The following is a 17,100-nucleotide window of genomic DNA, read 5'->3' as shown; positions in this document are numbered from 1 at the left end:
ATGTATATATATGCATAATTTACAATGTGTTAGATGTTTTTCAGCAGACCCTACTTAAGATATGTATGAATGATTACTACTGTAGCTCAAAGGCTCCATATCATTTCAACAAAATCTTAAAGGTCCTAGTCAGTTGATCATTGTTAAGATGGATGAAATATACGCCTTTACTTAACTGCCGCAAATCCAATTTACTTGAAGCACCTTCAGTAGCTGTCATGTAAACCAAGCGACCCATCTGATCCGTGACTTTGATTAAATTTTTACCGATGGTACTTCCTGCACTCATAGATATATTTACAATTCCTTCGGAAGGATTTGGGAATACCTTGATGGCTACATCTCCATCACCCAGTTGCCTGGCTACTTTGCCTGACCCTCCGATGACACTGCATTTACCCAGGGTCACATTGATAAATTTAATAGGACTTAACCCACAAGCATTGGATGCTCTAACCGTCACTATGCCAGAATGAGACCCAAAATCAACTTGAATAGAAGGGGTGCCCTGGCCTGAAACGATCGAAGCCCCGGTAGGCACCGTCCATAGGTATTCATTGACTCCATTGACCGGTACTACACTATACATTTCATTTTTGGCAAATTCACACAATACATTAGAGCCCAGGATATTAGTATTGATCACCGGAGTCGGACTCACTTGGATGCACTCAAAAGGGCTGGTGCCGCATTGGGTAGAATATTGAACGCAGATGTCACCTGCCCGATAAGAGGAAGCAAAAACTACCTTGATAGAATTAGTATTCTGGCCACTCATTATTGTCGCTCCAATAGGTACAGTCCATAAATAACCCGTAGCATCGTTAATAGGAGGCAAAGTATAGGTGGCCGCTCCTTGTTTACAAATTCCGGAAGCTAACCCTTCGATCATACCTGGCACACTGCCCGGGGCAGCCGAAACGTACAAGGTGCTTCCATTAAAAGTGGGACTGGCGCCACAATCGTTGTGTGCAGCCACACCTATAAAACCACCCGTGAAAGAGTTATCAAAAACAACCTTAATAATATTGCCAAACACGTTGGAATCAGCCATAAAACCATCGACAATGGTTGCTCCTGGCGGCATGGTCCAAATATAACAAGTGGAATTAGTTACGTTATCGATGGAGTAAGTCTCTGGTGAGGACGAATTGCACATGCCAAACAAAGCTCCTGAAATAGGACCTGGAGTTGCTGGTAAAGCTCCATCCAGTGTAACCTTGACACTGGCAGTATCCGTGCACCCATGAAAATCGGTTACCATCACACTGTAGGAACCTGTATCTGTCACTGTTATAGAATGTCCTGTTGCACCTGTGCTCCAAGCATAGGATTGGTATCCCAAACCGGCATCGAGTGAAGTAGAACTACCACCATCACAAAAAGATAATGTACCGGATATAAAAGCATCGGGAGGAGTATATTGGGTGATGATCTTACTGGATTGGGTTTTACAACCATTTGCATCTGTCACAGTAACAGTATAAGTACCATTCGTTTTTATCGTAGTACTTTGAGCTGCATCGCCATTAGACCATAAATAGGACGCAAAACCATTATTGGCAGAGATAGTCACAGAATCCATTGGACAATATCCATCCATTCCAGAGATGATTGGATTGGCTGTCGAGAAAACATTTACGAAAACAGATGTCAGACCAATGCAACCATCATTATTTGTGACTGTGACCTGCTGGTTACCTGGTATAGTGACTTTTTTAGTTTGACTGATTTGACCGCCCGGAGACCATACATAACTGGAATAACCTGCGCCAGCATCGAGGGTAGTTGAATCACCCGGACAAAAATTCAGATTTCCTGTGATCGAAGGAGTCGGCAATATGCCTAAAGTGGTATTAATGAAATCTACTGATTTACATCCATTGATGTCTGTGACTTGAACATTATAGGTGTTTGCATAGAACACAGTGGTTGTCCTGGTGGTAGCTCCCGTAGACCACTTATAAGAAGTGTGAGTACCCGCATCAAGCGTAGTAGACAATCCTGGACATATGACCGTATCACCCGTGATATTGACTACCGGAGGGGTAAATATTGTGACTGCAATAACATTGGACATGGTAGTACCACATCCCGACCCATCATCATACACTACAGAGTAATTGCCTACTATTTTTACAGCTATACTATCAGTGGTAGCGCCGTTACTCCATAATTGATGTCCATGCTGATTAGATACCAGCCATACACTATCTCCAGGGCAAAAAGAGGTTGGGCCTCTGGCTATGATGGACGGTGTGACTACTGTAGGCATAATTGAGGTTACACTGTCCATGGCCATACAACCATTGGCATCAATAGCAGTGACCTTATATCCACCAGGTGCATTAATAATTATAGTATCTGAAGTAGCACCTGTAGACCATAATACGCTGGAAAATATGCCAGGTGTGGTAATTCTACCAATTACCACGGCATCAATATCATTATATCCCGGAATTGAATCTGCTGCGAGAGCAAGTCTGACTCCGACTACTTTATATGGAGTCAATGGAAATGTTATTCTGTTTTTTCTCGCCATATTGGGGGCAGCAATAGCCTTGGCTGACCAAATGATATGGTATATATTACTCTCATCTATCAATCCTATTGTATCTACTGCTCCTGGATTGAGCGTTTCATATATATCAACAAAATTGATTGAATCCGGATTGGAGTACTTCAGCACGAGAAATTCCCTACCGGCATCTGGAGCAGCGCTCAACCAAGAGCCTGGATTAGGACCGCCACCAGGAAAAACATCGGGTGTACCCAAAGCCTGGTTAGCGCTATACTGCTCGGGGGAATATTGACTGCTAAAAGCGATGATACTATCAGCAAACCGAGGCGCCAAACTAGATACTATCAATGTATCCACAGTGGAGGTACAAAGAAATAAATCACCCGTGATGGTGGGTATCGGCACTGCGGGTATCATTTCAGCACTTATCATCAATCTGCCGGGCAAAGCCTGGTGAAATAGGCTGTCATTCAACGTATGATATCTATAATACGCACTGTCTCTGATCTGCCCTCCTTCCCACTGAACTCCAACAGGATAGTAGGCATTAGCTCCATCCTTAGGCTGGGCGAGGCCTACATAATACTCTTCATTTTTCAATGATGGTGGAGTAGTCAGATAAAATGTATGATATTTATTGACCTGGGAAGAATCCGGAGTGAATGGCACAGATAGAGCAATCAGGTTTTTTAATGTATCCATGACTACAGCGTAAACTGCGTGATCAGTAGCTGAAGAAGTGAGGTACACATCGACAGAATTTATTTTACCACATCCGTCCATCAGTTGTCGGCTCAGCGTATAACCTTCCATGGTATCGGTACCGGCTTGGGTCAATTGATTAGCACCATCAGCAAAGGATACCATATAAGGATTGACAGTCTGTAGATAGAAGTTAGAATTATTATTTAATACATCTTCATTGGTTTGTGCTGGGATGCAAACGATGATAGAGTCTGTCTCATTAATGGTAGGAAACCACCCGGTAAACGCTACCAACCCAACTGTATCTGCCCCGATAGTAATGGTTTGCATCTCAGTATATCTCAGAGCATTGGATGCGGCATCTTTTATTTTCAGTGTTACTGAATAATCATGCGATGTAGAATTAAAATTCCTGATTAAGGCTGTGACAGGTGTAGAGGTATAATTTGGGGCAATCTTACCCAATGTGTATACTGCGACCACCGCAGAGCTATCAACCAGGTTTGGCGAACATAATATAGTTTCCGGCCTTATCTTACTCAACTCCAAGACTGTATCAATTTGTGTTGCTGCACTATCTGCGGCAGTATTAAAAGCTAAAAAATATACAATTGAATCCTGACCCTGTGCTCCTTTAATGGAAGCGACTGAGGTATTCCCAAAGGAACTGTTGGGTGTAGATAAATCTCCAAGAACTCGCTGGTATTCCCAGGCTACATAGACTCCACCTCCGCTATAAACAAAAGGGGTAATGCTCATTCCCTCAAAAAAGGTAAGATAGGTCCCTGTCGTATCCGGGATGCAAATACTGTCATTGTGTACCAATTGCATTGGCAAAATGGCATTAGCCCAGGAAATAGTCTGTTTAAGTCTATAACGAATAGTATAACTTATGGCTCCTGTGACAGGAGACCAACTAAATTTCGCTGAATTGGTGGTAATGCTATCTGTGGACAAGTTGACTGGAGCATAACACGTGGTAATGCCATCTGTTGTAAAATTCGGGCCAGGAATCCATAGCCCTTTGCCAAGCGCACAGTTGGTCTGCACCTCCCATTCGTAGACATTGCCTGGATCCAATCCAAAGGATATGGTCAATGAATCAGCAAATGCAGTCGTGCTAAGCCAATTGACCTCCCCTAACCGCCTAAATCGCACTGAATAATAAGCAGCTCCGGCAGCTCCAGTCCATTTTAGTCTGGCTAAAGTGTCTGTAGTAGCTACGATCATCAAACCGCTTGGTTCATTACAAACATCAGCAGATAAGGTACTGAAAGATACGAAGTTAAGATCTGAGATGCTGATGGTACAATTGGATCGTATCCCCCATTTATAAGTTTTATTTGGTACCAAACCAGAGATATTATGACTCGAAGCCGGACCCATGACCGTATCCGTTACGACGACTACGGAATCTATCCTCGTGTAGTCAATATAATACTCCAATACCGAATTGGCAGGTGGAATCCAATTGAGAGTAGCCGAAGTCCCCGTGATATTAGAGGTAACCTGTCGGGTGGGCGGGTAACATGATAAGGTATTCGCTACATTAAAATTAGTAGGCAAAGAAAAATCAGAGCAGTCCGTAGCGACCTCCCACTCATACCTTCCTGAATGGACAGGGAAAGCATGGAAAAAATTATTAGTAATTCCAGTCACCTCAGTCCAGGCTGTATCCGATCTACTGACTGTATCTGTGGTATTTTGAAGATAAACTTTAAAGTCGCCTTTAGTGGTATCACTTTGTGGAATGCCTATGGTAAAACCTATCGAATTGATCGTATCATTGATCATCAATCCGCTTGCCATCATTTCTTTTGGAGTAATTAAGTAAAATCCCCGCTGATACCTTAGCGCCCCCTGTGGAGCGGCAGATTGTGATACATTCCCATTCTGGGGCAGCGCTACAGAATTAGTCTGAGATGTCAACTCACCTGCAAGGAAAAACAATCCAAGCATAAGGATAAATTGAAATCGAATTATATTTTTTGCGCTGGCAAATTTCATATTTAATTATTTATAAGGATTCTATTCAAACCCACCCAACTCGTATTAAAGAAAAAACTAATCTTTTGAGCCAGTATTTTGGTTTTTTTGAATCTTGGCTTGTTGATCCATTTTAGCTTGTTTCAATGCTGCATTGTATTTTTTCTGAAGGCTGACGATTAACATTTCTTTATATTCAGGTTCAGTATTGAATTTTTTCCAAAATGGATGATCTTCAATATTAATTTTCTTTTCAATCATAATATTTTTGGCCATTTCAAATCCTTTCAATATATCTTCTCTTTTAACTTCGGCATAAGGAATGTCGACGATATCTCCCCCAGATCCAGGATTAGATATCGCTGTAGTTGAAGAGGAGGTCAAACTGGCTGATACAGCCGAAGCTGGCGGAACAAAACCTGGTACCAGTTTGGCCAGTTGAGAATAACTACTATTCATTTCATTTTTAAGTGTCGCAATTTCTAGTTTTAGGTCATCCACTAATTTTTGATTATCATTTACATTTAATCCTACTGCGACTGTAACCAGGTTCATTTTTAGTGCGTCTTCCGCAGTAGACCAAGCTATACCAACAATGTTCCTAATTTCTTCCCCTTTAATGTCCTTCGGTGAAACTGCATAACCAACTCCGTTATTCATACCATTAGGAATGATGTAATCACCCAAATTAACTTTACCAAAAACTGTCACCGGAACTTGTCCCAAAAAAGCTATTTTCTCATAAGCTTTTTCATTTATTGGATCGGGTGTGTTCCCCAAAATGATAGGTTTATTGGACACTACCATTATTTTATCAGCTCCATCGGTCACCTTGGAGACGACACCTCCTTTTACTCCAACTATATCACCGAGCTCAAACATTTCATTGATATCGGCTTTTTTGAGATATTCTGCATAATCAGCACCTCCTGCAGTATAGGTGACTCCTTGAAAATTATCTCGGGTAGTCAAAAAATCTCCAAGGTTATATGAGGCAAACACAACATCAGCGATGACCACTATTTCCTGGGCGATTGATAACCCAAGTGCTACTGCATCAGCTGCAATGAGAGAAATGATCGGAGGACAAGCCACCACTCCAAGACCAACACAAACATTGACAGAGGCAGCTGCACCTATCTGCCTTGCAATGTTTTGTCCAAGATCTATAGTTGCAAATATGAGATCAATAGCGCCTGAAGTCACATCATATATTTTCCCTTTCAGATCTGATTTATAAAACCAACAATTGTGTAATTCGTCTAAAGTCTGTCCCTGAATCGTACCGACTTGGGTTCCTGAGCTATTCTTGAATGTAATAAAATGATTTGCTTCTGCAGGTATTGGCAGATCTAATTGAATACAAATGCCTTGAGGTCCGCTTGCACCGACTGTGGTATTGGTATTTCGAAAAGAAGCCACATAGCCTCCTCCAATATTTTTAGTTACAGCCAATGTATTATTAATTGTAGTCGCTCCTTCGACAATAAGCGTGCTTAATAATCGGGACGCACCTCCTACATTTAGATTAAGCCCAATTCCTACTCCACCCTGAACTTTTAATGCTCCAGTCGCCGTATCAGTAGATTGTGTTAGATCTTTTATTTTGGTCATGCCATATAACATAGTCATACCTCCCACATTCAGGTTTTTACCAATACCCACACCCCCTGACACTTTCAAAGCACCAGTCATTGGGTCAACTGATTGGGTCTGATCAAAAATAGATACTGCACCTCCAAAAGCTACCGGTCCACCAAACTTGGCTACTCCTTTTACATAAAAGTCTCTGCCTATATAGGCCCCGCCAAGTGTCTGCAATGATCCGGTGGGAAACAATCCTGCAGTATCGGTCTGATAAGTGGAGGTGATCCTTACTGAGTCCTGAAAATTAGCGTATTTGTCGACTCTAAGCGTACCTGTGAGCGTAGTAGGGCTCATATTATTAACATTCACAGGATTGTTAAAGTCAGCTATTGAATCTACCTGCAGTGTACCAGTGAGTTTAGTAGGAGACTTTTTATTAACAAACAGCCTGCTATTAAGATCGGTGGGACCCTGAACTGTAAGCGAAGTGTTCAATAAGGTTGCCTTATCCACTGTCAGAATGCCTGAAAGTAGGGTTGGGCTCATATCTGCTACGGTGAACGCACCATGATTTACAGTCGACCCTCCAGCTGTATTCAATTGCACATTTTTCTTAGCTATCAATGAATCACAAATAGTAGCACTCAAAAGCACATATAGATTCTCATTGACTGTGAGATTTTTGCCAACTTCAAAATTGAGTTTAGTCACAATATCACCTCCAGCCAGTATCCTGAGTCTCTCTACATTATCTGTTATCATGATTAAGTCTACAAAGTCAGTAGTGCCCAGAGAATTGATCCGATAGAGATTGCCACTCGCATCAGTCTTGGCATTACCAAATACAGACCATTCTGTAGAGACTACTCCAGGCTCCGGTGGGGCAAAACTGGAAGTCGTTGGTTTTTGAACCACCAACCGATCAGCGGTATTGGCATGCAATGCATATGGGACTGCCAATAATTTGCTACTGCTTACAGTGGCAAAATCGGATAGTGATCTATCTTTAATGGCCACCTCCATCCAAATATTTTCCTGATTCCAGGGTACCAAACCGTACTCACCTTGCTCCTTCGTGCCTTCCCCAATAATCATATCAAATAAACCAAGCGCATTGGTCTTTACCTGATGGACTTCGCTATAATGGTTGATCCGCTGGCCATTATCCCCACTAAAGAGATAAATCCTAAGGCTGAGGTTTTGGTCCGCTAAAATTTCGCCCTTTTGATTACGTGCTACGGCCTGGTAATTCATACCCTTAGGCACTACTTGGGAATATAATCCTGCCAACACAATCAGTTGTAGAAAAAAGATGGATACTATTTTTTTCATTTTGATATAATTTCTAATTCTTAAAAAATGTCTTATTGTTTGATGACTTTAAATGTTCCGTACTGAATACCTCTATCATTTACAACGGACAGGAAATACATGCCTTGAGGTACCCTGTCCATAGATATTTCGATCTGGTCGGCAGTGGTTGGAGCATTTTGAAATAAAATGGTTCTACCTGCAAGATCAGTTAGTTTTAATTTGATTGGCTCCGAAACTGCACTTTTTATTTCTACAAATAATTTCTGATATGCAGGATTAGGAAAAATGCGGATATCAAAAGGATGTCTATCAACACTTGAGCCTGGCTTGACCAATAAGATGGGTTGATGATACCCTTCAGTATACCAAGCATCCTGAATAATATTGCTTCGTACAAAAGTTTCCCCCAAGGTCCATTCTAAAGTAACATGATTTGTTTTACTAATGGTACCTGCAGCCCCTATCACAGAGGGCGATTTTATCTCCACCTGGCTATAGCCTAAAGTCACCATCAGGCTACACATGGCAGTTAATAATAAACAAGTACATATTTTACTTTTCATGGTATTGATTAATTGGTGATGATCATTTTCTTGATGGCCACCTGACCATTGGAAGAAAGTGAATAATAATAGACACCGGATCCACGAAGCGAAGCTCCGTCCAGTTTGACTTGATTGAATCCTTTTTGTCCTGATCCTTTGAGGGTCTTGATAACCCTGCCCGTGATATCGGTGATAGTTAATATATACGGTGATGACTGAGGCAGTCCAAATTCAATCAATGTACTGACATTGAATGGATTGGGTCTGTTTTGTAATAAAGTAAATCCTGCTAAATTTCCTTGGCTTGCAGGAAAGCCTGAGATCAATTCAGTCGGTTTAGACTTATCTTGTTGATGTAAACTAGCAGGTTGAGAAATAGGCCTAAATCCATCAAGACAGGCATTGCCGCTTCCATCTTGTAATAGTATATAAGTCTGACAATGATCATACAAGCCTGCAGCATCCCAAACATATATATTTACAAAATGTGCTTGACTGATACCACCAGAGACATCATCGCAAGTAAACACTTTGTTAACTTCTGTACTGTCCTCTGAAAAACTAAATCGGAGATTTTGTTTCAAAGTACAATTGTCCGAACTGCCTGCATCCAGGTCTTTAGCCCATACAGTGATGGCTCCTGTGCTCGGCATGATGACTGTGACGATACCATTATAACAATAAGGAGTCGGGCGCTTACAATCTTTGACTGTCAAAACAAAGGTACTGGTGTCTTCATTGCCACACCGATCGCTGACAATGACATGGACCAGTGAAACTCCAATAGGTTGTGTCAGGGTCAATTGTTTTACACCTGGTCCACTTCGGGTATAGATACTGTTTTTATTGTATGATTTATTAGTCAGGTCAGATGAAGTCGGGTTGACATCCAGTTCCCACCGATATTGAAATTGGTCAGAAGTCGTGCAATTATCTACAGCCTGAAACAATACATTAATATCTGACTTGGTGCAGGTGAGGTCATCAATGCAAAATACCGTATCCCTCGTCGTGATCACCGGTGCGATCGTATCGATGACTTTAATAATCTGAACATAACTCATATATCCATCCCCGTTGTCTTTGATATTTCTGTACACACAGGCACGCGAAGCCGTATCGGCTACGAGTCGATCATCGACGATGATATCAGGGTCTGTAGCATGGTTGTTTGGGTCATACTTGCACCAATCAATGACTTTCCAGGTACGTATGATTTTATAACAGGCATCTGGCACTATCCCGAGGCCCTGCTCGGGATTTCCGCCTGCGGCTCCAATATCAAATATTTCATCGGTATAAGTCACTCCAACTTGCTCACATTCATCGTCTGAGATCTGAGGCCTACCGGACACATCCGGCGATAGATCACCATCTGCATCACAATAGGTAAGCCTGTCTGCAGGGAACACCACTTCAAAATCGGATCGATGGCTAGTGACTATTTTTTGATTGACTGATACTTCATTGCCACACTGATCTTTTGCTGTCCAGGTCCTCAGCAGCCATCCATTGCTACATTTATCTACATAGGACTCATCTTTGACAGTAAGACTAGAGGCGTCGATAGCACAATTGTCCCAGATCCAGAATCTGCCTGCTCCGGCGTCTATACTATCTAATGGACCGCTGTGTAATCTTGGTGTATAAAAGGCTGTGCTAGCTTCTACCTGACCAGCCTGATCATTGGCATCGAGGCATAACCAGCTTCTGCAATATACCGGTGCCCAGGAGCCTTTTCCAGATGAACAAGGAATACTGGTACCGTGTTCGTCTTCATGGGTGACTGCATATACATTGCAACCATACCATCCAAAAGATTTGCCTAGCCCATCTTTGGCATCTGTAAGTATATTGTCGTTTTCGATGACACATTCTATTTCGTTATATGGATTGCCTTTGCTATCTATACAAGTACCGTCTTTGGCATTATCAGTAGCATAATCGTGGTCTTTGCACTCCGCATACTCGTATTTATTCGATTCAGTAGTCGATACATTATCACAATACCAAAACAAATCTGGTGGATCCTGTGCCACCGGGGGTGTTTTGTCTTCGACGGTCACCATCACCATGGCATCTTTCCACAACATCCTGGAACAGGTATTGCCCGGAGCGATACCAGATCCACTAAAACTACCTGCCATATTGCCCAATCTCGGCCAATAAAAACTGAAATTGCACAATTCTTTGGCTCCAGCGCCGATATAATATGTCTCGTAATCATCCAGCCCTGCTAATGCAAACCAATCTTTTAATAATGGGTCACAGAATATCAATGGATAGCGCCAATTGCAATCCTTTGGTGCTTTAAACTTGGCATAGTTGGCATTCCTTGAAAATCCATAATTGAGGTTATGATCTGCACGATAATGGCTGCGTGGATAGCCTACATTATACATATACCACTGATGTTCTGAACAAGGCCAGATATGCGGATCAAAGCGGGGGATACCGCAGGCCTCCCATACTCTGAGTACAATCTGATACTGTTTGCAGGCGGTCAGATCGAGATAGTCCTTGAATATATAAGAACTCACATAGTCCTCGATGTAAAAATCATAATACTCTTTTGTCGCATGATAGTCCCCGATGCCGCACTGGGCGATGATCGCATCATACACATACTTGCGGGCTGCAACAATAGAATCCATGTCAGCTATCGCAAAATGAAGGACATCACAACAATTATCTCTGCTTCCATTATCCAGATCCCGCGCATAGATCCGGGACCAACACGTAGCAGGGTCGACCGTCACTTTGGTATCTTCTATAGCCAGGACTTCAGGCGGCGTTTCGTCGATCACACATACCTGGATCATGGTATCTCTTTTATTGTAACACGCATCGGTCAAGGTCACGAAAATGTCATGACATCGTACTCCATATACTCCCTGCACTGCCGGTAAGGTGATCCTTCCAGGAAGATTGCCACTTTGCACGATGACTTTACTTGCGTTGGCAGGATCGGTGTAAGAAGAAGTGAAGGTCTGCTTGATTTCTTTGCTACAGTCTATCACTACCAACTGTTGAAGATTTACCGTCGCGACACAAGAATGCACTTCTGTAAATGCTCTATAATACAACCGATCATCCCGAGGATTGACACCTCCATTGGGCATAAATAATAATGGTGGAGTATGGTCGATCACTTCAATATATTGGACAAAGGTCTTTTCTTCTCCGGTGCACCAGTCATTGATCAACCATTCTCTTCTAATCTTAAAACTGGAGCCATCGCCGCACAGTGGCACCATCTTATCCGTATAACTCACTTCTATCTTACAAAAGGTATTGTGGGTAGGATATTGATCGATTTGCTGCCATATTTTGATAAATTCGCCTTCGTCATATACTAATACACTGTCAAATAAATATGGTACGGTATGAAGGTATTCTGGTAAACATTTTTTTCCACCCAGCAGGGTATCTTGCTTTTGAAGTTTCATCAGCAGCTCTGGACTTGGATAAGTAGGATCAGAAGCATTGCTGGAAAACAGAATATCTTCATAATCAGGCTGATCTGGAATGCTTTCATCTGCGATGGTACGGCAGGTTACCTTACAATTTAAACTGATCAGGTCAGGGGCCTGGGTCTCCTCAATGGAGTCTTTGCTAATATATAAGGTATCAGAGCAGAATGTTGAATTGCCCCAGGTATCACTGGCTACGATCGTGCGATACACCCTGCCTAAATAAGCCGGATCATCACAGCCAAAATCTGTAAAGGTCACTTTAGTGATGGCTACATTGCTTTTGGAAGAACAATTGTCGACAGCCTGGGTATGGGTATCCAGAAGTCTGTTCATTTGATAACAGGAGATGTATTGAGTACCATTGCATGCGGTCACCGGAGCCGCCTTGTCTTCTATTCTAAAATTGCCCCAACAATTATGGCCTGCTCCGTCACTGACCCTGAATACCAGCGTCTGACCGAGATGCGAACGATCAACATCATTGCCATTTAAAGTCGAAGTGCCATAGGGATAGGATATAGATACATCGTACCCAAACGTGGTACACTCACTATTTACTTTGGATAATATCTCTTCTGGTCTGATCACCCTGTAACATTCACTCACAGGCATCGAGATATTAATATTGCTTTTACACTGAACTTCGCAGGCGACACATTGATCCGTCTCCAACAAGGATATCCTGATCATGCCATTGCCACTCCTGATACCAGCTACGCTACTCGAATCGGATACATACCATACATTGGAGGATCCTCCACCTCCACCAGAAGCATAGGCACTGCCACCCCCATACCAGCCACCGCCGCCGCCGGCTATATGAAACTGATCTTCTCCACTTCCAGCTCCGCCACCGACTGCCCACATTCCATCAAAAGATGGCAAATATCCTTTTAGACCACCGGCTACCTGGCTACCGCCGCCGCCGCCCGGTGAAAATACGGATAAGCTAATGCCAGTCTGACCAATTAAGCCACCTCCAGCTCCTCCGGTTCCATGATCAGGGTGACCTGAATTGCCACCGCCACCACCGCCACCGACTATCTTTCTGGAATCAAGATCATGTAATATCGTGCGGATGTCTGAAGCACCGCCGCCGCCACCTCCATAGTTGCCACCATCTCCGCCACCATTCCAGCCTCCTTCAAAAGATCCATTTGCGCCTGGCTTACCTTTCCCTCCAACGAATAGATATAATACTTGACCATCCATAACATCCAATATACCGTTGGCGTAGCCGCCGAGACCTCCATCGTCTTGTAATACGGAAGGACCGTTTTCATCACATTCGTAAGAGCCACCTCCTTGTGCTCCCCACACTTCTACTTTTATTTTTTGTACACAACTAGGTACCGTCCACAACTGTACCCTGCCGGTATAATTGAAATCGAGTTGCTTTTGAGCATAACCTGAATTACTCTGAATCAAACCCACCGAAACAACAAGAACACTTAAAACGAATGCTCGCAGCGATGGACTACTATACGGTATTGGAGACATCCAGACTAGTTTTTAGGTTGGTTAATAATGCAACAAGATATGTTAAAAATCCTAACAAAAGAATCGTCTTCAATCTCTGAAAGTGACACAACAAGCCATTGAGCGCTGGCTCTTTAGACATTAGCACCATACTAAATTGACAATACGTTAGTTAACAATAGGTTAAGAACTTCATACTACATTATTTATCGGATGAAAAAAATCTAGAAAATATAAACATTATGAAAATGTTGAATATATAAGACTATGATAAAAATATAAATTTATAAATTAAAGAAAATCAGGCACTAGTTATCGCTTAACCATTTGAGTGTCTTATCAGCATTATAAGCTTATCCATCTATGCAATCATGATAGAAATTTCAAATAAACAACCATTGAAATCATTGGCCTATAATCGGTAAACATTGCATGGGCTTTTGCAATCTTCAAGACAGTATGATTTTTAAAAAGTCCTGTAGCTGAGCCTGTCGTCTTCTGTAGCTGAGCCTGTCGTCTTCCTGTAGCTGAGCCTGTCGTCTTCCTGTAGCTGAGCCTGTCGTATTCCTGTAGCTGAGCCTGTCGTATTCCTGTAGCTGAGCCTGTCGTCTTCCTGTGGCTGGCCCTGTCTTCTTCCTGTAGCTGAGCCTGTCGTCTTCCTGTAGCTGAGCCTGTCGTCTTCCTGTAGCTGAGCCTGTCGTCTTCCTGTAGCTGAGCCTGTCGTCTTCCTGTAGCTGAGCCTGTCGTCTTCCTGTAGCTGAGCCTGTCGTCTTCCTGTAGCTGAGCCTGTCGTCTTCCTGTAGCTGAGCCTGTCGTCTTCCTGTAGCTGAGCCTGTCGTCTTCCTGTAGCTGAGCCTGTGCTCCTGGTGTGAGCCTGTCGCTTCCTGTAGCTGAGCCTGTCGTCTTCCTGTAGCTGAGCCTGTCGTCTTCCTGTAGCTGAGCCTGTCGTCTTCCTGTAGCTGAGCCTGTCGTCTTCCTGTAGCTGAGCCTGTCGTCTTCCTGTAGCTGAGCCTGTCGTCTTCCTGTAGCTGAGCCTGTCGTCTTCCTGTAGCTGAGCCTGTCGAAGCTACTCACTTCTCAACGCCTTTACCGGATTAGCCATCGCCGCCTTGACGGCTTGAATCAGGATCGTAAACACAGAAATACCAATGGTAATGGAGCCCGCCAAAGCAAATATCCACCACTCAATATCAATCCGGTAAGCAAATCCTCCCAACCATTTAGTCATTAAATAATACGCGACAGGAGAAGCTATCATCAGGGATATAAAGATCAAACCCAAAAATTCACTAGTAAGCATATTAGTGATATTGTTGAGGGTCGCGCCTAATACTTTTCGAATGCCGATTTCTTTAGCCTTTCTCTCTATGGTAAATAAAGTAAGACCCAACAATCCGAGGCATGAAATAAATATGGCAAACCCTGCAAACCATTTGACCAGCGTGCCAACCTGGGTCTCACTCCTGTACAGTCTTTCATATTCTTTGTCCTGAAAATTAAAATCAAATATAAATCCAGGTGCAAACTGATGATAGACTGACTCGATTTCTTTGAGTGTGCTTTGCACATCATTACCACTTAACCTGCAATACATCAGCCAGGTCCAATCGGGCCTGCAGGTGATGAGCACTGGACTGATCGGATTGTGCAAGGACTCCATATGAAAATCTTTTACGATGCCAACTATTTTACCACTACCTCCCGGGGTACTGATTGTTTTCCCTATGGGGTCCACAAGGCCCATTTTTATTACTGCTTCTTCGTTCAAAATAAAGGCGCCCGTATCCTGAGCAAATTTTTGTGAAAAAGATCGACCTTCCTTGATGGACAAACCCATTGTCTCAACCAATTCATGACTACTGGCTATCAAATTAAAGAATACATCATTGCCCTCAGCTTTTCCGGGCCAGCTCACATCTGATGTTCGATTGTTTGCCATGGAAAAGGTGACAGATGCTTGTGCTGCATGTGCCACTCCAGGTATCCTTTTCATTTGTTCCATAGCCAAACCACATTTTTCTAACGGAATATTATTTGGGAACCACACCAATTGATTGACATTAAATCCAAGATTTTTCTTTTTGATAAAATCAATTTGCTGACTAATCAACAGGGTGCTGATGATCAACATGATTGAAACTACAAATTGAGTGACAACCAGGGACTTCCTGATCATACCCGTACTGACAGTGGCTTGGACAAAAGCAGATTTAAGTACTGCTATCGGACGAAACGCAGACAATACCAAGGCGGGATAACTGCCGGCTATGATACCCGTAATTAAAATGATGCACCCATAATAAAACATCTGCTGCAAATCACCCAAATCAATGCTAATATCTTTTCTCAGAAATGAATTGAAACCAGGCAATACCAATTGTACTAATAAGATGGCCAAGGCACCAGCCAATAAGGCCAAAAAAACAGACTCCGCCATGAATTGTTTGATCAATGAATATCTGCTTGCCCCTATCGCTTTCCTCACTCCGACTTCTTTGGCTCTTTGTGTGGCTTGAGCAGTAGATAAATTCATAAAATTAATACATGCCAGGAACAGAACAAAAAAAGCAATAATCAGAAATAGTCGCACATATACGATTCTACCACCACCTGCATATTGGCCATTTTTAAAATCAAGGCGCAAATACCAATCTTTCAAATCCCAAAGTATCAGGTCAGAATTTAATTGTTGTTCTGATTTATTGTGCAGATAGGTTCGCAATTTAGATTCAAGCGCCAGCCTATCGACATTGGGATGAAGTTTTACATAAGCTCTCACATTACTATTGTCCCAACTTTCCTTCACCCAATCATAATCCCGAAAATAATCCTGAACAGGCATTAAAAAATCAAAAGTCAAAGTGGCATTAGCTGGAATATCTTTAGTAACCCCTGTTATTTTATACGATTTATCCCTTTCAATCAATACTGAACGGCCCATTGGGTCCTCCTCACCAAAATATTTTCTGGCCAACTTTTCACTAATTATGATGGTGTTTGGTTCACCCAAAGCCTGGTCTGCATCCCCTCGAATCAAAGGGAAAGAAAAAACCTTTAAAAACTCAGGGCTTACATATAATCCATATTCAACAAACTCTTTGTCATTGATCGAAAACTGTCTTTGGTCGCCCCAGGAAGTCGTACTGGCATATTGAACCTCAGGAAAGTCACGCATCAAGGCTGTACTTAAGGCTGATGGAACCGCTGGAAAAGTAGCTATCTCGCCATTGGTAAAAGATTTATTGGTTTGAATCGATGCTATTCTGTCGCCGTCCACATGAAAATCATTATAACTGTATTCATACTGCACCCATTTAATAATCAGTACAAACAAAGCCAGCCCTATTGTCAAACCAGACAGATTGATTAAAGAAAATACTTTGTTCTTAAACAGGTGGCGTGTAGAGATGGAGTATAAATTTTTAAGCATATTATTTGAGATTTGAGAGTCAGCATTCAGCGTCAGCATTCAGCGTCAGACTCAGCC

6 protein-coding genes are annotated in these 17,100 nt (G+C 42.5%); all 6 read right to left on the bottom strand.

Annotation, left to right across the window (positions count from 1 at the left end; translation table 11 throughout):
- Positions 1-100 precede the first annotated feature (100 nt).
- The 6 genes from IPJ09_20170 to IPJ09_20145 all read right to left on the bottom strand — a co-directional run bounded on the left by IPJ09_20170 (position 101) and on the right by IPJ09_20145 (position 17,043).
- Positions 101-5,233 (bottom strand): fibronectin type III domain-containing protein, encoded by a 5,133-nt coding sequence (locus IPJ09_20170; protein ID MBK7373708.1) that lies wholly within the window; start codon positions 5,231-5,233, stop codon positions 101-103.
- Between the two features lie 57 nt (positions 5,234-5,290).
- Positions 5,291-8,131 carry a hypothetical protein gene (locus IPJ09_20165; GenBank protein ID MBK7373707.1) on the bottom strand — a complete coding sequence of 947 codons (2,841 nt, stop codon included), beginning with the start codon at positions 8,129-8,131 and terminating at the stop codon, positions 5,291-5,293.
- A gap of 32 nt (positions 8,132-8,163) precedes the next feature.
- Positions 8,164-8,676: a T9SS type A sorting domain-containing protein gene (locus tag IPJ09_20160; GenBank protein MBK7373706.1), complete on the bottom strand. Its 513-nt coding sequence runs from the start codon at positions 8,674-8,676 to the stop codon at positions 8,164-8,166.
- 8 nt (positions 8,677-8,684) lie between these two features.
- The gene (locus IPJ09_20155) at positions 8,685-13,634 is read right to left on the bottom strand and encodes a T9SS type A sorting domain-containing protein (protein ID MBK7373705.1); all 4,950 of its coding nucleotides are present in this window, start codon (positions 13,632-13,634) and stop codon (positions 8,685-8,687) included.
- Positions 13,635-13,982: 348 nt separating this feature from the next.
- Entirely contained in the window at positions 13,983-14,687 is a 705-nt protein-coding gene (locus tag IPJ09_20150) for a hypothetical protein (GenBank protein MBK7373704.1), read from the bottom strand.
- Positions 14,680-17,043 (bottom strand): ABC transporter permease, encoded by a 2,364-nt coding sequence (locus IPJ09_20145; GenBank protein MBK7373703.1) that lies wholly within the window; start codon positions 17,041-17,043, stop codon positions 14,680-14,682. Before IPJ09_20145 ends, IPJ09_20150 begins: the two co-directional genes overlap by 8 nt.
- Positions 17,044-17,100: the final 57 nt, after the last annotated feature.

The sequence above is a fragment of the Saprospiraceae bacterium genome (assembly GCA_016709995.1).
Classification (GTDB): Bacteria; Bacteroidota; Bacteroidia; order Chitinophagales; family Saprospiraceae; genus JADJLQ01.
Note: the sequence above shows the minus strand (reverse complement) of the source record. Positions and strands in the feature narration are given on the sequence as shown.

Excerpts from the sequence above, each read along its gene's own strand:
- IPJ09_20165 (MBK7373707.1), bottom strand. The coding sequence starts at position 8,131 with ATGAAAAAAATAGTATCCATCTTTTTTCTACAACTGATTGTGTTGGCA.
- IPJ09_20145 (MBK7373703.1), bottom strand. The coding sequence starts at position 17,043 with ATGCTTAAAAATTTATACTCCATCTCTACACGCCACCTGTTTAAGAAC.
- IPJ09_20155 (MBK7373705.1), bottom strand. The coding sequence starts at position 13,634 with ATGTCTCCAATACCGTATAGTAGTCCATCGCTGCGAGCATTCGTTTTA.
- IPJ09_20170 (MBK7373708.1), bottom strand. The coding sequence starts at position 5,233 with ATGAAATTTGCCAGCGCAAAAAATATAATTCGATTTCAATTTATCCTT.
- IPJ09_20160 (MBK7373706.1), bottom strand. The coding sequence starts at position 8,676 with ATGAAAAGTAAAATATGTACTTGTTTATTATTAACTGCCATGTGTAGC.